At 76.5% G+C, this 20104-nt stretch carries 5 protein-coding genes; all 5 read left to right on the top strand.

Annotated elements, in window-relative coordinates; genetic code table 11:
* The first annotated feature begins 3 nt into the window (after positions 1–3).
* Genes ACF07N_RS01875 through ACF07N_RS01895 form a run of 5 tightly spaced genes read left to right on the top strand, consistent with a single transcriptional unit; the run spans position 4 to position 19961 of the window.
* The gene (locus ACF07N_RS01875) at positions 4–222 is read left to right on the top strand and encodes an MbtH family protein (RefSeq protein WP_392107112.1); all 219 of its coding nucleotides are present in this window, start codon (positions 4–6) and stop codon (positions 220–222) included.
* Positions 222–3953: a condensation domain-containing protein gene (locus ACF07N_RS01880; RefSeq protein WP_392107115.1), complete on the top strand. Its 3732-nt coding sequence runs from the start codon at positions 222–224 to the stop codon at positions 3951–3953. Before ACF07N_RS01875 ends, ACF07N_RS01880 begins: the two co-directional genes overlap by 1 nt.
* Positions 3950–8497: an amino acid adenylation domain-containing protein gene (locus tag ACF07N_RS01885; RefSeq protein ID WP_392107118.1), complete on the top strand. Its 4548-nt coding sequence runs from the start codon at positions 3950–3952 to the stop codon at positions 8495–8497. The genes ACF07N_RS01880 and ACF07N_RS01885 overlap by 4 nt, the downstream gene beginning before the upstream one ends.
* Complete coding sequence (locus tag ACF07N_RS01890; RefSeq protein ID WP_392107121.1) at positions 8494–16443, top strand: amino acid adenylation domain-containing protein; 7950 nt, start codon at positions 8494–8496, stop codon at positions 16441–16443. Before ACF07N_RS01885 ends, ACF07N_RS01890 begins: the two co-directional genes overlap by 4 nt.
* Before the next feature lie 17 nt (positions 16444–16460).
* Positions 16461–19961 carry an amino acid adenylation domain-containing protein gene (locus tag ACF07N_RS01895; protein ID WP_392107124.1) on the top strand — a complete coding sequence of 1167 codons (3501 nt, stop codon included), beginning with the start codon at positions 16461–16463 and terminating at the stop codon, positions 19959–19961.
* Positions 19962–20104: the final 143 nt, after the last annotated feature.

A 20104-nucleotide genomic window follows, 5' to 3' on the forward strand; every position in this document is an offset into this window, starting at 1 on the left:
GCCATGGCCAACCCGTTCGACGACGACAACGGCGTCTTCCGCGTCCTGGTGAACGACGAGGGCCAGTACTCGCTGTGGCCCGACTTCGCGCCCGTCCCGGCCGGCTGGGAGAGCGTGCACGGACCGGACACCCGCGCCGCGTGCCTGGAGCACATCGAGCGGCACTGGACGGACATGCGCCCGCGCAGTCTGGCCGAGGCCATGGGCGGAGCCGGCGCCTGATGGCGCCCCGCCCGGTCGTGGAGGACGTCCTGCCCCTGTCCCCGACGCAGGAGGGCATGGTCTTCCACGCCCTCTACGACGAGCACGCCCCGGACGTCTACACCGGACAGCTCGTCCTCCGCCTCGAAGGGCCCCTGGACGCGGGCCGGCTGCGCACGGCGGCCGACGCGCTGCTGACCCGGCACGCCAACCTCCGGGCCGCCTTCCGCACCCAGCGGTCGGGCCGGCGGGTCCAGGTGATCGCCGGCGGGATCCGCACGCCCTGGCGCGAGACGGACCTGTCCGGACTGCCGCCGGCCGAACGGCAGCGCGCGTTCGAGGAACTGCTCGCCCGCGACCGCGAGGTGCGCTTCGACCTCACCCGCCCGCCGCTGCTGCGGGTCCGGCTCGTGGCGTTCGGGGACCGGGACCACCGGCTGCTGATCTCCTCCCACCACCTGCTGTGGGACGGCTGGTCCGCGCCCGTGCTGGTCCGCGAGCTCTTCCGGCTCCACACCTCGGGCGGCGACCCGGCCGCCCTGCCCCCGGTGCGGCCCTACCGCGACTACCTGGCGTGGCTGTCCCGCCAGGACCGGTCGGCCGCCGAACAGGCGTGGCGGGACGCCCTCCACGACCTCGACGAGCCGTGCCTCCTCGCCCCCGGGGCGCGGGACCTGCCCGCCGAACGGCCCGGGCGGCACGTCGTGGAACTGACCGGGCGGGAGACCACGGCCCTCACCGCGGCGGCCCGCGCCTGTGGCGTGACCGTCAGCACCGTGCTCCAGGGACTGTGGGCGGTGCTGCTCGCCCGGTACACCGGCCGGCTCGACGTGGTCCTCGGCGGCACGGTGTCCGGCCGGGACGCCGACGTGCCCGGCATCGAGTCGATGGTCGGGCTGTTCATCACCACCCTGCCCGTGCGCGTGCGGTTACGCCCCGCCGAGCCGCTCGCCGACCTGCTCCGGCGGATGCAGTCCGAACGCTCGGCCCTGCTCGGCCACGAACACCTCGGCCTCGCCGGCATCCAGCGGGCCGCCGGGCACGACCTGCTCTTCGACACGCTGCTGGTGTTCGAGAGCTACCCCATCGACGACGAGGGCATCGCCGACGCCCTGGGCCCCGGCGGCCCCCGCATGACCGGGGTGTCGGTCCGCGACGCCACGCACTACCCGCTGACCCTCACCGCCCTGCCGGGCGACCGCCTCACCCTGACCTTCAGTCACCGGCCCTCGGCGCTCGACGAGGCGACGGTGACGGACATCGCGACGGGTCTGCACCGGCTCGTACGGGCGTTCACCGAGGATCCCGGCCGGCCGGTGGGACGGCTGGACACGGCCCCCGGCGGTGCGGACCGGGATGCCGATCCGCCGGAGCGGCCGTGGGCCACCGTCCGCGACCTCTTCGTGCAGCAGGCCGCCCGCACGCCGCACGCTCCCGCGGTCCACCACGGGGACACCACCCTCACCTTCGCGGAACTCGACGCGGCCGCGGACGGACTGGCCGCCGCCCTGCTCGCCCGTGGCGCCGGGCCGGAGACGATCGTGGCCGTCGCCCTGCCGCGCGGACCCGGCCTCGTCGTCGCCCTGCTCGCCGTCCTCAAGGCGGGGGCGGCCTGCATGCCCCTCGACCCGGCCTACCCGCCCGAGCGCATCGCCCTCATGCTCCGGGACGCCCGGCCCCCGCTCGTGGTCGGCGACCGGGAGACGGCCCGGCGTCTCGCCCTCGACCCGGAGGCGGTCTGCGACCCCGGTGAGAGGGCCACCGCCGCGGCGCGCCCGCCCCTGTCACCCGACCACCCCGCGTACGTCGTGTTCACCTCCGGATCCACCGGCCGCCCCAAGGGCGTGCTCGGCACCCAGCGCGCCCTGGCCAACCGGCTCGCCTGGGGCAGGAGCCTGACGGACGGCCCGGGCGGCGTCCGCGTCGCCAAGAGCCCGATCAGCTTCATCGACGGCCTGACCGAACTGCTCGGCGCGCTGGTCGCGGGCGAGGCGGTGGCCCTCGCCGACGACGAGTCGGCCGGCGACCCGGCCGCGCTGGCGGCGCTGGCCGGCCGGCACGGCGCCACGATGCTCACCGCGGTGCCCAGCCTCCACACCACCCTGGTCGAGTCCACCCCGCCGGGCGGCTTCACCTCGGTGCGCACCTGGATCTCCAGCGGCGAGCCCCTGACCACCGACCTGGCCCGCCGCATCACCGCCCGCTGGCCCGGCTCCCGCCTCGTCAACCTCTACGGCTGCTCGGAAGCGGCGGGCGACAGCCTGGCCCACGTGTACGCCGCCGACGACGGCACGGCGGAGGACCAGGACCGGCCCTCCCCGGAACCGGGCGGCCCGGACGCCGGCAGGGCCCCATGGAACGGGCCCAGCGCCGACGCCGCCCCTTCACCCCACTCGGCCGGTGCGAGCTCCGCCCTGTGGGGCGGATCGGGCGCGGGGAGTGTCCCGCCGGTGCACCCGGCCCTCGGCCCGGACTCGCCGGCCGGCGCCGTGCCGGCCCATCCGGCCGCTGCCTCCGCCCCGTTGGGCGCGCCGGGCCCGGAGGGGGTCCCGCCGGGCCGTCGGGCCACCGGTTCCGCCCCGGCCACCGGCGCGGTCGGCGACGGCTCAGCCCTGTTGGGCGTGCCGGGCCCGGAGGGGGTCCCGCCGGGCCGCCGGGCCACCGGCTCCGCCCCGGCCACCGGCGCGGTCGGCGATGGCTCAGCCCTGTTGGGCGTGCCGGGCCCGGAGGGGGTCCCGCCGGGCCGCCGGGCCACCGGTTCCGCCCCGGCCGGCGACGGCTCCGCCCCGCTGGTCGGGCCGGGACCCGGCCGCGTCCCGCCGGGTCGGCCGGACGGTGCAGCCGTTCCGCTCGGGCGGCCGATCGACGGTACCCGGGTGTACGTGCTGGACCCCTTCCTGCGGCCCGCCCCGGCCGGTGCGGCAGGGGAGTTGTACCTCGCCGGGGACGGGCTCGCCCGGGGGTACCTCGATCAGCCCGGCCGCACCGCCGAGCGGTTCGTCGCCGATCCCTTCGGACCACCCGGCGGCCGCCTCTACCGCACCGGCGACCTCGCCCGGCTCCGGTCCGACGGCATGGTCGAGTTCCTGGGCCGGGCCGACCAGCAGGTGAAGATCCGGGGTTTCCGGGTCGAGCCCGGTGAGGTCGAGGCGGCGGTCCGTGCCCTGCCGGGCGTGCGCCGGGCCGCCGTCGTGGCCCGCCAGGACGGGACGGCGCCCCGGCGGCTCGTGGCGTACGCCGAACCCGAGCCGGACGGTGACGGCGTACCGGACCCGGCCGCCCTGCGGCTCGCGCTCGCCGAGCGGCTCCCGGCGCCGCTCGTCCCGGCCGCCGTGGTGGTCCTCCCGGCGCTGCCGCTGACCCCCAGCGGCAAACTCGACCGCCGTGCGCTGCCCGCCCCCGACTTCACCGCCGGGGCGAGCACCTTCGCACCGCCGCGCACCGAACCGGAGAAGGCGCTGTGCGGCCTGTTCGCCGAGGTCCTCGGTGTCGAACGCGTCGGCGTCCACGACGACTTCTTCGCCCTCGGCGGCGACAGCATCGTCTCCGTCCGGCTCGCCGACCGGGCCCGCAGGGCCGGACTCGGACTCTCCCCGCGGGACGTGTTCACCCACCGCACCCCGGCCGGTCTCGCCCGCGCGCTGCCGGACGGCGCCGCACCACAGGAGGAGTTCACCGCGACGGCGGCCCCCCTGGTGTCGCTCAGTCCGTCGCAGCTCGACAACGTCAAGGCGAGGTGGAGGAGCCGATGAGCACAGAGCCCGCCGGGGCGGCGGACGACGGGTCCCTGGTCGAGGACGTCCTGCCGCTGTCCCCGCTGCAACAGGGCCTGCTGTTCCACGCCCTGTTCGACGAGGCCGCCCGGGACGTCTACACCATGCAGTCCCTCGTGGAGCTCGAAGGCCCGCTGCGGCCGGGGCCGTTGCGCGCCGCAGCCGAGGAACTCGTCGCCCGGCACGCCGTGCTGCGCAGCGCCTTCCTGCACGAGGACGACATGGACGAGCCGGTGCAGGTCGTCCTCAAGGAGGTTCCCGTCGACTGGCGGGAGGCCACCGCCGCGGGCGAGGCCGACGTGGAGCGGCTCGTCGCCGACGCCGCCGCCACCCGCTTCGACCCGACGGACCCGCCGCTGCTGCGCCTGACCCTGATCGACCGGGGCGGGGACCGGTGGCTGCTCGTCCTCACCAACCACCACCTGCTCCTGGACGGCTGGTCGATCCCGCTGCTCGTCCGGGAACTGCTCCGGCTGTACGCCCACCGGCTCGCCCCCGGCCGCTGCGCCCCGCCGCCCGCCGTGCGGCCGTACCGGGACTTCCTCGCCTGGCTGGCGACCCGCGACCGGGAGGCATCCGGCCGGGCCTGGCGCCGGGCGCTCGCCGGGGCGGCACCGACCCTGCTGGCCCCCGCGGCGGCAGGTCTCGTCCCCGTCCCGCCCGAACTGCACACCCTGCGGCTGTCCGCGGACCTCACCGCCGGCGTCCAGCGGCTCGCCCGCGCCCGGGGCGTCACCGTCAACTCCGTCGTCCAGGGCCTGTGGGCCCTGCTGCTGGCGCGGCTGACCGGCAGGCAGGACGTGGTCTTCGGCGCGACGGTGGCGGGGCGGCCCGCCCAACTCGCCGGCGCCGAGTCGATGATCGGCCTGTTCATCAACACCGTGCCCGTGCGGGTGTCCGCACCGCCGGGCGAGCCCGCCGCGGCCTTCCTGCGCCGGCTGCAGGACGAGCAGTCCCGGCTGATGGACCACCAGTACCTCGGACTCACCGAGATCCAGCGCCTCGCCGGGGCCGGGGACCTCTTCGACACCCTGCTGGTCTTCGAGAACTACCCGATCGACCGGGAGGCGGTCGCCCGCGCGGAGGCGGAGGCCGGGCTGCGGATCCTCGGCGTCGAGGGCTCCGGCGCCACCCACTACCCGCTGACCCTGGCCGTCCTCACCGGGCAACGCCTCGGCGTCGTCTTCGAGTTCCGGCCCGACTGCTACGACCGCCCGGCCGTGGAGCGGCTGGCCGGGCGCTTCGAGCAGCTCGCCGGCGCGGTCGTGGCGGCGCCGGACTCGCCCCTGGCGGCCCTGGACGTCCTCGCGCCGCAGGAGCGGGCCGCGCTGCTGGCCCGCGGCAGGACACGGCCGCTGCCCGCCCCGCACGCCACCCTGCCGGACATCTTCCAGGACCGGGCCGCCCGGACCCCGCACGCCGTGGCCGTCGCCGGTGACGGACGGCGGCTCACCTTCGCCGAGGCCGACGCCGCGGCCAACCGGCTGGCCCGGATCCTGGCCGGCTCCGGTGCCGGGCCGGAGCGGATCGTCGCCCTGGCCCTGCCGCCCGCACCCGAGACGATCACCGCGCTGCTCGCCGTCCAGAAGGCGGGCGCCGCCTACCTGCCGCTGGACCCCGCCTGGCCCGAGGAGCGCATCGCCGGGATGCTCGCCGACGCCCGGCCCGTCGCCCTCGTCGCCACCGCCGCCACCGCCCCCGGCCCGGCCGCCCTCGGTGACGTCCCCGTGCTCCTGCTCGACGACCCCGCCACCCGGCGGCGCCTCGCGGACGCGGACGGCACCGCTCTCACGGACGCCGAACGCGGCGGACCGCTGCTGCCCGAACACCCCGCCTACGTCATCTACACCTCCGGCTCCACCGGCCGCCCCAAGGCCGTCGTCGTGCCGCACCGGGCGATCGTCAACCTGTACGCCGCCCACCACGCCGCCCTGCACGCACCGGCCGCGGCGGCGGCCGGCGGCCGGCCGCTGCGCGTCGGCCACGCCTGGCCGACGGCCTTCGACGCCTCCTGGCAGCCCATGCTGTGGATGTTCGCCGGGCACGAACTGCACCTGGTGCCCGAGGACGTCCGCCGCGACCCCGACGCGCTGCGCGCCTTCCTCGCCGGGAACCGCATCGAGTTCATCGAACTGTCCCCCTCCCTGCTCGCCGAGGTGGTCGCGCGCGGCGGCGGCTGGCGCGGCGAGCTGAAGGTGCTGGGCGTCGGCGGCGAGGCCGTGCCGCCCGACCTGTGGCGCGTCCTGCGGGAGACCGCGGGACTGGCCGCCCACAACCTGTACGGGCCCACCGAGTGCACCGTCGACTCGGCCGACTGCGACCTCGCGCTCAGCGACCGGCCCGCCATCGGCCGGCCCGTGGCGGGCGCCACCCTGTACATCCTCGACGGGCACCTCAACCCGGTGCCCACGGGCGTCGAGGGCGAGCTGTACATCGCCGGCGAGGGACTGGCGCGCGGCTACCTGGGCCGCCCGGGAACCACCGCGAGCCGCTTCGTCGCCGACCCGTTCTCACCCCGGCCCGGCACCCGCATGTACCGCACCGGGGACATCGCCCGGTGGACCCCGCGCGGCCTCGTGGAGTGCCTCGGCCGCGTCGACGACCAGGTCAAGATCAGGGGCTACCGCGTCGAACCCGGCGAGATCGAGGCGGTCCTGCTGGATCACGCACTCGTCGAACGCGCCGCGGTCGTCGTCCGCGAGGACACCCCGGGCGTGCGCCGCCTCGTCGCCTACGTCGTCACCGCCCCGGCCGCCCCGCCCGCCGAGGACACGGCCCGGCTGCTGCGCCGCGCGGCCGCCGCCGTCCTGCCCGACCACATGGTGCCGTCGGCGTTCGTCCCGGTCGGCGCGTTCCCCCTCACCCTCAACGGCAAGCTCGACACCGCCGCGCTGCCGGCCCCGTCCCGGGCCGCCGGGCCCGCCGCGCAACCGCCGCGCACCGCGGCCGAGAAGCAGCTCGCCGATCTCTTCGCACAGGTCCTCGGGCTGGACTCGGTGGGCGTGCACGACAGCTTCTTCGCGCTCGGCGGCGACAGCATCGTCTCCATGCGGCTGGTCGGCCGGGCCCGCGCCGCCGGGCTCGCGCTCTCACCCCGTGACGTGTTCGAGCACCCGACCGTGGCAGGGCTCGCGGCGGCCGCCGGTACCGCACCCCGCCCGGGCGGCGACCCGGACACGGGCGTCGGCGACATCCCGCCGACCCCGGCGCTCGCCTCGCTGACCGAGCAGGACGTCCCCTTCGACGCGCTCGGCCAGGCCCGCCTCCTGCGCACCCCGCCCGGCATGGACCTCGACGGCCTGCTCCGCACGGTGCAGACCGTCCTGGACCGGCACGACCTGCTGCGCGCCACGTTCGGGCCCGACGAGCGGGGCACCTGGCACCTGCGCACCGCACCGCCGGGCACCGTCCGCGCCGCCGACCGGGTACGGCGCACCGACGCCGCGGGGCTGGACCACGCCACGATCGGCGAGCACGTACCCGGCGCCCTGGCGGAGCTGGCCGCTCAACTCGACCCGGCCGCCGGGCAAATGGCCCGGTTCCTGTGGTTCGACACCGGGCCGCACCGCGAGGGACGACTGCTGGCCGTCCTGCACCAGGTGACGGCCGACGCGGCCTCCTGGGGCGTCCTCACCGCCGACCTCGCCGCCGCCTGGCACGGCACGCCGCTGCCGCCCCCGGGCACGTCCTTCCGGGAGTGGGCCCGGGCCCTGCGGGCCGAGGCGGTCGCACCACGCCGCACGGCCGAACTCGCCCACTGGACCGCCGTGTCGGGGCACCGCGAACCGGAACCCGGCGCCGCGCCGCTCGACCCCGCCCGGGACACCCTGGCCACCCTGCGCCGCCACGAGACGACCCTCGGACCGGACCTCACCGCACGCCTCCTCACCCACCCGGTGCGGGACACCCTGCTCACCGCGCTCGCCCTCGCCGTCCCGGCCTGGCGGCGCGAACTGGGCCGTCCCGCGCCGGACGGCTCCGTCCTGGTCGCCCTGGAGGGGCACGGCCGCGAGGAGCAGCTCCTGCCGGGCGCCGACCTGTCCGGCACCCTGGGCCGGTTCACCACCGTCTTCCCCGTCCGTCTCGACCCCGGTGACGGGCCCCCCGCCGAGCAGCTGCGGCGCGTGCGCGACCAGGTGGCCGCCCCGCCCGACCAGGGCATCGGGCACGGCCTGCTGCGCCACCTCAACCCGGACACCGCGCCCCTCCTCGCCGCGCTGCCCCAGCCCGCGATCCTGGTCGACTACCTGGGCCGGATGACCGCCGGCGAGCAGCCCGGAGACGCCGCGTTCACCGGCGCACCCGAGACGGGCGCCGTGGGCGGCTGGGCCGACCCGGCGACACCGGTCCGGTACCCGCTGGTCCTCGACGCGGCGATCGACGAGAGGGCGGACGCCGGCGGTCCGGTGCTGACGGCCCGCTGGCACTGGCCGGAACGGCTCTTCACCCGGGCACAGACCGAGCGGCTCGGCGGGCTGTGGACCGCTTCCCTGGAACGGCTCCTGAAAGGCGGCAACCAGTGACCGACACCCAGGCGCCCCCGCCCGGCGACCTCGCGGCCCGCAAGCGGGAACTGCTGCGCCGCAGACTGGAGAACGCCGGCCTGGCCGACGCCCCGGCCCGGGCCGAACGGATCCCGCCCCGGCCCGCGGGCACGGGCCCCCTGCCCCTGTCCTACGCGCAGTCCCGGATGTGGCTGCTCCAGCAGCTCGACCCGGCCAGCCCCGCCTACAACGTCTGCCTGGCCATCCGGCTGCGCGGCCCCCTCGACGCCCACGCGCTGCGCACCGCCCTGACCGGCCTGCTCGCCCGGCACGAGGTGCTCCGCACCCGGTATCCCGCGGCCGACGACGGAACACCCCACCAGGTCGTCGACGAGAAGGCCGAGGTGGCCTTCGAGGCGGTCGACCTGCACCCCCTGCCCGCGGACGAGCGCGACCGGCGCGCGGCGGCACGGGCCCGGACCGCCTCAGCGACCCCGTTCGACCTCGCCACCGACCACCCCCTGCGGGCCCTGCTGCTCCGGCGCGACGACCGGGACCACACCCTTGTCCTGACGGTGCATCACATCGCCTGGGACGGCGGCACCTTCAACGCCCTCTCCCACGACCTGAGCGCCCTCTACCGGGCCGCCCTCGGTGACGAGGCCGACCCGCTCGGCGCACTCCCGCTCCAGTACGCCGACTTCGCGCTCTGGCAGCGCACCACCTTCACCGGTGAACGGCTGGCCGGACACCTCGACCACTGGCGCACCGCCCTGGTCCCGCCGCCCCGCCCCCTCGACCTGCCCGTCGACGCACCCCGCACGCCCCGGCCCACCGCGCACGGAGACCGCCGCTTCCACACCTTCGCGCCCGAGGTCACCGAGCGGCTCACCGCCTTCGCCCGCACCGCCGGCGCCACCCCGTTCATGGTGCTGCTCGCGGGCCTGGCCGCCCTGCTCCACCGCCTCACGGGCGCCACCGACATACCCGTCGGCTCGGCCGTCATGAACCGCGACCTGCCCGGACTCGACCGGCTGATCGGCAACTTCGGCAACACCCTGCCCCTGCGCGCCGACCTCGAAGGCGACCCCGGGACCGGCGAACTCGTCGAGCGGGTCCGCCGGTTGTGCACCGAGGCGTACGCCCACCAGGACATGCCGTTCGACGTGCTGGTGGAGCGGCTGCGGCCGGAACGCCACCCGGGCCGGGCCGTCTGGTTCGACGTCATGCTGCTCTTCCTCACCCAGGGGCTCCAGGGTCCCGAGCTGCCCGGGGTGAGCGCCGACTGGGAGACCGTCCACAACGACACCACCCAGTTCGACCTGTCCCTGGAGGCGTTCCTCACCGGCGGACGGCTGCGCATCGAGGCCACCTACCGCAGCGCCCTGTTCACCCCGGAGACCGTCGACCGGCTGCTGATCCGGCTGGAGACGCTGCTGGCCGCCGGACTGGCCGATCCGGAACGGCCCGTCTCCCGGCTGCCGTTGATGTCCGCGGCCGAGGAGGAGCAGGTGCTCGGCGGGTGGAACGCCACCACCCGGCCCGTCCCCGGCACCACCCTGGCCGCGCTGCTCGCCGAGCAGGCCGCCCGCACCCCCGGCGCACCGGCACTCACCCACGAGGACGGCAGCCTCGGCTACGCCGCGCTCCACGCCCGCGCCAACCGCCTGGCCCGCCTGCTGATCAGCCACGGCGTCGGCCCAGAACACCGCGTCGCCGTGGCCCTCGACCGGGGACCCGACCTCGTCGTGGCGCTCCTCGCGACGCTCCAGGCGGGCGCCGCCTACGTGCCCCTGGACACCGGCTACCCCGCGGCACGCCTCGCCGTGCTGGCCGAGGACGCCGCCCCGGCGCTCGTCCTGACGTCGAGCGGCGCCGCCGGACGGGTCCCCGCCCGCACGGCACCCCTCCTCCTGCTCGACGACCCCGGCCTGCGCGAACGCCTGGCCGCCCAGGCCCCGGACCCCGTCACGGACGCGGACCGGATCGCGCCGCTGCGGCCCGGCCACCCCGCGTACGTCATCTTCACGTCCGGCTCCACGGGCCGCCCCAAGGGCGTCGTCGTGCCGCACGCCGCGATCGTCAACCGGCTGCTGTGGATGCGGGACACCTACCGCCCGGGACCCGGCGACCGGGTGCTGCAGAAGACACCGGCGGGCTTCGACGTGTCCGTCTGGGAGTTCTTCTTGCCGCTGATCACCGGAGCGGCGCTGGTCCTCGTCCGCCCCGGCGGCCACCGCGACCCCGCCCACCTCGCCGCGCTCATCCGCGAACAGCGCGTCACCACGGCCCACTTCGTCCCGTCGATGCTCCGGGTCTTCCTCGACGACCCCGCCGCCACCCGGGCCCGGGGCGTGCTGCGCCGCGTCGTGTGCAGCGGCGAGGCCCTGCCTGCGGACCTCGCCGAACGCTGCGCCCGCCTGCTGCCCGGCACCGCCCTGCACAACCTGTACGGCCCCACCGAGGCGGCCGTCGACGTCACCGCCTGGCCCTGCGCCGACGGCACGCGCTCCGCCTCAGGCACCGTCCCCATCGGGCGCCCGGTGTGGAACACCCGCACCCTCGTGCTGGACGCCGCCCTGCGCCCGGTGCCGCCCGGAGCCGCGGGGGAGCTGTACCTCGCCGGGACCCAGCTCGCCCGGGGCTACCTCGGCCGCCCCGCCCTGACCGCCGCACGCTTCGTCGCCGACCCCTACGGCCCGCCCGGCAGCCGCCTCTACCGCACCGGCGACGTGGTCCGCTGGACCGCCCACGGCGTGCTGGAGTTCCTCGGCCGGGCCGACGACCAGGTGAAGATCCGGGGCTTCCGGGTCGAGCCGGGCGAGACGGAGGCCGCCCTGGCCGCCCTGCCCGACGTGTCCCAGGCCGCCGTCACCGCGGGCCCCGACGCCCACGGCGAACCCTGCCTGATCGCCTACGCCGTCCCCCGCCCCGGCACCCGGCCCGAACCGCTGGAACTCCGGCGCGCGCTCGCCGGGACCCTGCCGGACCACCAGGTCCCGTCCGCGGTCGTCGTGCTGGACGCCCTGCCGCTGACCCCCAACGGCAAGCTCGACCGCGCCGCCCTGCCCGCCCCCGACCTGTCGGCGCTCACCACCGGCACCGCGCCCCGCACCGAGGCCGAGGCGATGCTGTGCCGCCTCTTCGCGGACCTGCTCGGGCTGCCCTCGGTCGGCGTCCACGACGCGTTCTTCGCCCTCGGCGGCCACTCCCTGCTCGCCACCCGTCTCGTCGCCCGCCTGCGGGCCGAGCGGGGTGTCACCCTGCCGCTGCGCGCCGTCTTCGACACCCCCACCGCCGCCGCCCTCGCGCCCCTGCTGGACACGCCCGCCGAGCGGCGGCCCGCCCTGCTCCCGGCCCGCCGCCCGGATCCCGTGCCGCTGTCCTTCGCGCAGTCCCGGCTGTGGTTCCTGCACCGGCTGGAGGGACCTGCCCCCACCTACAACATCCCCACCGCCGTCCGGCTCCGCGGCCCGCTCGACCCGGCGGCCCTGCGGGCGGCGCTCCAGGACGTCGTGGACCGCCACGAGGCACTGCGCACGGTCTTCCCCGACGAGGACGGCGTGCCCCGGCAGGAGATCCGCGCGGACGCCACCGTGCCCTTCGACGTGCTGTCCGCGCCCGACGGCGAGGCCGACGCACTGCTCGCCCGCGCCGCCGCCCACCCCTTCGCCCTCGACCGCGAACTCCCCGTCCGCGCCACCCTCGTCGCCGTGGCCCCCGACGACCACGTACTGCTCCTGCTCGTCCACCACATCGCCACCGACGGCTGGTCGGCCGAACCGCTGCTGCGCGACCTGGAGACCGCGTACGCCGCACGCCGTGACGGCGCACCCCCCGCCTGGCCGCCGCTCACCGTGCAGTACGCCGACCACACCCTGTGGCAACGCGAGCTGCTCGACGAGGCGTTCACCGCGCGCGAGGTGGACCACTGGGCCCGGCGCCTCGAAGGGCTCCCCGAGGAACTGCAGCTGCCCGTCGACCGGCCACGCCCCGCCGTGCCCGGCCACCGGGCCGGCGCCGTCGGCTTCCGCCTCGACGCCGCGACCCACCGCGCCCTGCGCGACCTGTCCGCCGGCACCGGCGGCACCGTGTTCATGGCCCTCCAGGCCGCTCTCGCCGTCCTGCTCGCCCGGCTCGGCGCCGGGGACGACATCCCCCTCGGCACCCCGGTCGCGGGCCGCGGCGACCCCGTCCTGGACGACCTGGTGGGCCTCTTCGTCAACACGCTCGTGCTGCGCACCGACGTCTCCGGCGACCCGCCCTTCCGCGCCCTGCTCAGCCGGGTGCGGGAGGCCGACCTGGACGCCTACGCCCACCAGGACCTGCCCTTCGAGCGGCTGGTGGACGCCCTCGCACCGGCCCGCTCGACGGGCCGCCACCCCCTGTTCCAGGTGATGCTCGCCCACCAGCAGGCCCCGCCCGCCGTCCGGGACTTCGCCGGACTCGTCCTGACCGAGCGGCGCGTGCCCTTCTACACGGCCAAGACCGACCTGGCCTTCCACGTCTTCGAACGGGCGGACGGCGGCGGCATCGACGGCTCCCTGGTCTACAGCGAGGACCTCTACGACTGGGACAGCGCCCGGGAGCTGACCGAGCGCTTCGTCCGTCTCGCCGGCGAACTGGCCCGGCACCCGGACCGCCCGGTGGGCGCCGCCGACGTCCTCACCCCGCGCGAGCGGCACCTGGTGCTGGCGGAGTGGAACGACACCGCGCGGCCCATGCCGGCCACCACGCTCACCGCGCTGGTGGAGGAGCAGGCGGCCAGGACCCCGCATCTCGTGGCCGTCGAGTACGGCGTCCCCGGCGGCCCCGCCCTCACCTACGCGGAACTCGACGCCCTGGCGGGCGGCCTGGCACGGCGCCTCGTCTCCCTGGGCGTGGGCCCCGAGTGCCGGGTCGGCATCCATCTGGAACGGTCCGTGGAGATGGTCGTCGCCCTGCTCGCCGTGCTGAAGGCGGGCGGCGCCTTCGTCCCGCTGGAACCGTCCTGGCCGGCCCGCCGCATCGCCGAGGTGTGCCGGGGCGCGGCCCTGACCGCCGTCCTGGCCCGGTCCGGTGACGGCGGCCTCCCCGGCCGGGACGTCCTCGGGCCGGACGCGCCGCCCGTCGTCGAGGTCACCCTCGACGGACCCACGGCCGACCACCCGTCGGTCCCCGTCGACCCCGAGGGCCTCGCCTACGTCATCCACACCTCCGGCTCGACCGGCGTCCCCAAGGGCGCCATGATCCGGCACCGGGCCATCGCGCACCGGCTGCTGTGGCAGCGCGGCCTGCTGGGGTTCGGGACCGGCGACGCGGCCCTGTTCAAGGCACCGCTCGGCTTCGACATCTCCATCAACGAGATCTTCCTGCCGCTGGTCAACGGCGGCCGCGTGGTGATCGCGGAACCCGGCGGCGAACGGGACGTGGACTACCTCCTCGGCACCGTCGAACGGCACCGGGTGACCTTCACCTACCTGGTCTCCTCGATGCTGGACCTGCTCCTCGAACTCGACGGCTTCGCCCGCCGCGCCGCCTCGCTGAAGCACGTGTGGTGCGGCGGCGAGGTGCTCACGCCCGAACTGTTCGCCCGCTTCCGGGCCGCCAGCGGGGCCGTGATGTACCACGGCTACGGTCCGGCCGAGGCCACCATCGGCGTCAGCCACGTCGTGTACCGCACCGGCGCGATCCGCAGTGCCGTCTCCATCGGCCGCCCCAACTCCAACACCCGCCTGTACGTCCTGGACGACCGGCTCCGGCCCGTCCCGGTCGGCGTACCCGGGGAGTTGTACGCGGGCGGCGTCTACCTCGGCCGGGGCTACGTCAACGACCCGCGCCGCACCGCCGCCCACTTCGTCGCCGACCCGTTCGGCCCGCCCGGGGCGCGCCTGTACCGCACCGGCGACCTGGTCCGCTGGCGGCGCGACGGCACCCTGGAGTTCCTGGGCCGAGCCGACAACCAGGTGAAGATCCGCGGCATGCGGGTCGAGCTGGAGGAGATCGAGGCGGTCCTGGAACAGCACCCCGGGGTCCGGCGCGCAGTGGTGGCCGTCCGCGAGGACGCACCGGGCGTCAAGCAGCTCGCCGGATACTGCCTGGCCGCCCCCGGTGTCCTGCCCGCACTGCGCGACTGGCTCCTCGAGCGGCTGCCCGAGCACATGGTGCCGCGCACCCTCACCGTCCTGGACACCTTCCCGCTGCTGCCGTCGGGCAAGGTGAACCGGGCCGGCCTGCCCGCCCCCGGGCCCGTGGCCGGCACCGGCACCTCCCGGGAACCCGCGACCGAACGCGAACGGCGGCTGTGCGCGCTCTTCGCCACCGTCCTCGGCCTCGAAGAGGTCGGCGTGGACGACAACTTCTTCGAGCTGGGCGGCGACAGCATCGTCTCCATCCGGCTGGTGACCCTCGCCCGCAAGGCCGGCCTGACCCTCAGCCCCCGTCAGGTTTTCCGGTCCCCGACCCCGGCCGGACTCGCCGCGGCCGCGGCCGCCGCGGACACCGGGCACCCGGGCGCGACCGCGGCCCCCGACGATCCGCTGGGCGAGGCCGGCCTCACCCCCGTCATGCGGTGGGCGGCCGGGCCCGGCGGCTCCTGCGACGGCCTCGCCCAGGCCGTCCTCCTGGTGACCCCCGCCGGCCTCACCGACGATGACGCCGCCGCCGTCCTGCAGGCCCTCGTGGACCGGCACGACATGCTCCGCGCCCGGCTGGCGCCCGACGGCAGCCACCTGACCGTCCCCGCGGCGGGCACCCTGCGGGCGGCCGACCTGCTGACCCGGGCCCGGGACACCGACCTGGAACGGCAGGTGCGGGACGCCGCGGCCCGCCTCGACCCACGGGCCGGGCACATGCTCCGGGCCGTGCTGCTCGGCACGGACCGGCTGCTCCTGGTCGCCCACCACCTCGTCGTCGACGGGGTGTCCTGGCAGATCATCACCGCGGAACTGGCCGACGCCTGGCAGGCGGTGCGGAGCGGGAGGTCCCCGCGCCCGCGACGGACCGGTACCTCCTTCCGCCGCTGGAGCGGCCTGCTGGCCGAGCAGGCGCGCACACCGGAACGGGCACGCGAACTGCCCTGGTGGACCGGGACGCTGGACCGGGGACGCCCGCTGCTCCACCAGGGCCTCGATCCGGCCCGGGACACCGCGGCGACCGTCCGCGAGGAGAAGCGCGTACTGCCCGGGGACCTGTCCGGCCGGCTCCTGACGACGGTGCCCGCCGCGTGCCGGGCCACCGTCCCGGACGTGCTGCTGAGCGCCTTCGCGGTGGCGGCGGCCGCCTGGCGCGAGGAGCGCGGGGACCTCGCCGGCCGCTCGCTGCTGGTCGGGCTCGAAGGCCACGGGCGCCGGGAGGAAGTCGCCGAGGGCGTCGACCTGTCGGCCACGGTGGGCTGGTTCACCACGGTCCACCCCGTCGCCCTCGACCCGGGCCCGGCCGACCTGGACGAGGCCCTCTCCGGCGGCCCGGCCGCGACCACGGTCCTGAAGCGGATCAAGGAACAGCTGCGCGCCGTACCGGGCCACGGCCTCGGCTACGGCCTGCTGCGCCACCTCAACCCCGGCACGGCCGCCGCGTTCGACGGGCGCCCGCACCCGCAGGTCGTCTTCAACTACCTCGGCCGGTTCACCGCGTCCGGCTCCGCCGCCGAACCCTGGCGGCTCGCCCCGGAGGCGCCCATGCTCCGCGTGCCGCCGGGCGGCGAGCGGCCCGCCGTGTCCGGGCTGGAGATCAACGCCGTCGCCGTGGACCGGTCCGACGGGGTCCGGCTGCACGTCTCCGCCGCCGCGCCGCGGGCGTTCCTCCCCCCGGCCGGGATCCGCGCCCTGCTGGCGCTGTGGGAGCGGGCGCTGCGCGGACTCGTGCGGCGGGCCGAGGATGCCCCGGCGGGCGGACTCACCCCGTCGGACCTGCCCCTGGTGGACCTGACCCAGGAGGACATCGACGACTTCGAGACCGCCTTCGAGCACGGCAGCGACGACTCCGACGACAACGACGGCTTCTGAGAACAGCGGAGGAACCGGTGACGCAGCACCCCCCGACCGCGGACGAGCTGCTCCGTACGGTCACCGACACACTGGGCCCGGACACCCCGCCGGGCGACGACGACAGCCTCATCGCGTGGGGCCTGGACTCCATCACCCTGATGAGGATCGCCGGCTCCTGGCGCAAGCAGGGCGTCAAGGTCGGCTTCGCCGAACTCGCGCGGGAACCCACCCTGCGCGCCTGGCGGACCCTGCTCGCGTCCCGGTCCCCGGCCCCCGCCGAGCCGGCCGTGGAGGCCCCCCTGCCGGAAGCCGGCGAGCTCTTCCCGCTCGCCGTGATGCAGCACGCCTACTGGATCGGCCGCGGCGACGACACCACCCTCGGCTCCGTCGCCGCCCACCTGTACGTCGAGTTCGACGGCTCCGGTACCGATCCCGAACGGCTCGACACCGCCGTACGGGCCCTGGTCCGGCGGCACGGCATGCTCCGGGCCCGCTTCACCGACGACGGCCGCCAGCAGATCCTGCCCGAACTCGGCCGACCGGCGACGGCCGTGAACGACCTGCGGGCCCTGGACCCCGGGACGGCCTCGGCCAAGCTGGAGGAGCTCCGGCACTCCTCCTCGCACGCCCGGCTGGACGTGGCCGCAGGGGAGGTGTTCTCCGTGCAGCTCTCCCTGCTGCCCGGGGGCCGCAGCCGGCTGCACGTGGACGTCGACATGCTCGCCGCTGACGCCCTCAGCTACCGCGTCCTGCTCTCCGACCTGGCCCGGCTCTACCACGACCCCGGCGTCGCGCTGCCGCCGATCCGCACCAGCTACCCGGCGTATCTGGCGGAGCGCGCCGAGGTGCGGCGGCTGAGCCGGGAGCAGGCGCAGCAGTGGTGGCGGCGGCGGGTGCCCGAGCTGCCCAGCGCGCCCGGCCTGCCGCTCGTGCCCGAGGCGGAGCGGGCCGACCCGACCCGGGTGACGCGCCGGCACCACTGGCTGCCGCCGGAGGAGAAGCGGCGGCTGGCCGCCCGCGCCCACCAGCACGGGCTGACCCCCGCCATGGCCGTGGCGACCGCCTTCGCGGAGGTGCTGGCGGCCTACAGCGGTCAGCCGCGCTTCCTGCTGAACGTCCCCATGTTCGACCGCCGCGGCTCCCACCCCGACACCGACCTGCTCGTCGGCGACTTCACCAGCTCGGTCCTGCTCGACGTCGACCTCGCCGAGCCGGCCCCGTTCACCGAGCACGCCCGGCGGCTCCAGGACCGGATGCACACCGACGCCTCCCACGCCGACTATTCCGGCGTGGAGGTGCTGCGCGACCTGACCCGGCAGCGCGGGGAACAGGTCCTCGCGCCCGTGGTGTTCACCAGTGCCCTCAACCTCGGGGAGCTCTTCGACGCGGACGTGCGCGCCTGCTTCGGGCAGCCGGTGTGGATCATCTCGCAGGGCCCGCAGGTGCTGCTGGACGCCCAGGTCACCGAGGTCGACGGCGGACTCCTCGTCAACTGGGACGTACGCGAGGACGCCTTCCCCGCCGGGCTCGTCGACGCGATGTTCGCCGCGTTCCACGGGCTGGTCACCCGGCTCGGCACCGAGGACGACGTCTGGGACCGGCCGGTCGGCGCCCTGCTGCCCGCGGAGCAGTCGGCCGTCCGTGCCGCGGTCAACGCCACCGCCGCCCCGCGCAGCCACCGCCTGCTGCACGAGGGCTTCTTCGCCCGCGCCGCCGAGCGGCCCGGGGCACCAGCCCTGCTGTGGGGGACGGAAGGGGTCCTGGACTACGGGCAGTTGGCGGACCGGGCCCTGCGCTGCGCCGCCGCCCTCGTGGACCGGGGGGTACGGCCGGGCGACCCGGTCGCGGTCAGTCTTCCCAAGGGGCCCGACCAGATCACCGCCGTCCTCGGCGTGCTGGCGGCCGGCGCCGCGTACGTACCCGTCGGCGTCGAGCAGCCGCCCGCCCGGCGCGACCGCATCCGCGCCACCGCGGGCTACCGCCTGACCCTGACCGACGGCACCACCGACGGCACCACCGACGCCGCCGGCGCAACCGCCCACGCCCCCGCGGCCGGTGACCTTCTGGCCGTCCGGGACGCGCTCCGTCACGACCCGCTGCCCGCGCCCGTCACGGTGGACGAGGAGCAGGTCGCCTATGTCCTGTTCACCTCCGGCTCCACCGGCGAGCCCAAGGGCGTCGAGGTGCCGCACCGGGCCGCCGTGAACACCGTCGACGACCTGAACGAGCGCTTCGCCGTGGGCCCGGAGGACCGCTGCCTCGCCCTGTCCGCGCTCGACTTCGACCTCTCCGTCTACGACGTGTTCGGGCTGCTGGGCGCGGGCGGCGCGGTGGTGCTGATCGACGAGGCCGACCGCCGCGAGGCCCGGCCGTGGGCCGAGTTGGTGCGCGGGCACCGGGTGACGCTCCTCAACTGCGTGCCGCCCCTGCTGGACATGCTGCTGCTCGCCACCGGACCCGGTGAACTGACGGGACTGCGGGCGGTGCTGCTCGGCGGGGACCGGGTCGGCACCGACCTGCCGGGGCGGCTCGCCGAGCGGGCTCCCGGCTGCCGGTTCACCGGCCTCGGCGGCACCACCGAGACGGCCATCCACTCCACCGTCTGCGAGGTCGTGGACGCCCAGGTGCCCCAGCACTGGCGGGCCGTGCCCTACGGCACGCCGCTGCGCAACGTCCGCTGCCGGGTGGTGGATCAGCGCGGCCGGGACTGCCCCGACTGGGTGCCGGGGGAGCTGTGGATCGGCGGGGACGGCGTGGCGCTCGGCTACCGGGGTGACGCGGAGCGCACGGCCGGGAAGTTCACCGAGGCCGGCGGTGTGCGCTGGTACCGCACCGGCGACCTCGCCCGCTACTGGCCGGACGGCACGCTGGAGTTCCTCGGCCGCCGCGACCACCAGGTGAAGCTGCGCGGTTTCCGCGTCGAGCTCGGCGAGGTGGAGGCGTCGCTCGCCGGGCACCCCGCGGTGCGGCGTGCCGTCGCCGGTCTGACGGGCGGGCCAGGTGTCCAGCTGGCGGCCGCGGTGGCCGCCGCTCCCGGCACGACGGAGGAGGAACTGCGGCGGTGGGCCCGCACGGTCCTGCCGCCGCACATGGTCCCCTCCCGGATCGCCGTCGCCGCGGCACTGCCGCTCACCGCCAACGGAAAACTCGACCGCCGCGCCGTCCGGGCGCTGTGGGAGTCCCGGGAGACGGGGGAGGAGGAGCACCAGGCGCCCGGCAGCGCACTGGAGACGGTCGTCGCCCGCGTCTGGTCCGACGTCCTCGGCGCCGAACGGGTCGGCCTCGACGACGGGTTCTTCGCGCTCGGCGGCGACTCGGTGCTCGCCACCGTGATCGTGAGCCGGCTGCGGGAGGCCCTGGACACCTCCGAGGTGTCGGTGCGCACCCTGTTCGCGACGCTCACGCCGGGCGGCATGGCCAAGCGTCTGGCGGCCGAGGAGCAGACGCCCGGGCGACTCGAACAGGTCGCCGCGCTGCACCTGGAGATCGAGGGCATGTCGGCCGAGGAGGTCGACGCGGCACTGCGCGACTCCTGACGGACGCCGCTGCGGCGGGGGGGGGCGCCCCCCCCCCCCCCCCCCCCCCCCCCCGGCCCCCCCCCCCGCCCCCCCCCGCACCGTGGCGCCCCCCCGGTGCACGGTGTACAACCCCCCCCGGCTGCCCACCAACGCCGGGGCGC

The organism is Streptomyces sp. NPDC015242 (assembly GCF_043079125.1).
GTDB lineage: Bacteria > Actinomycetota > Actinomycetes > Streptomycetales > Streptomycetaceae > Streptomyces.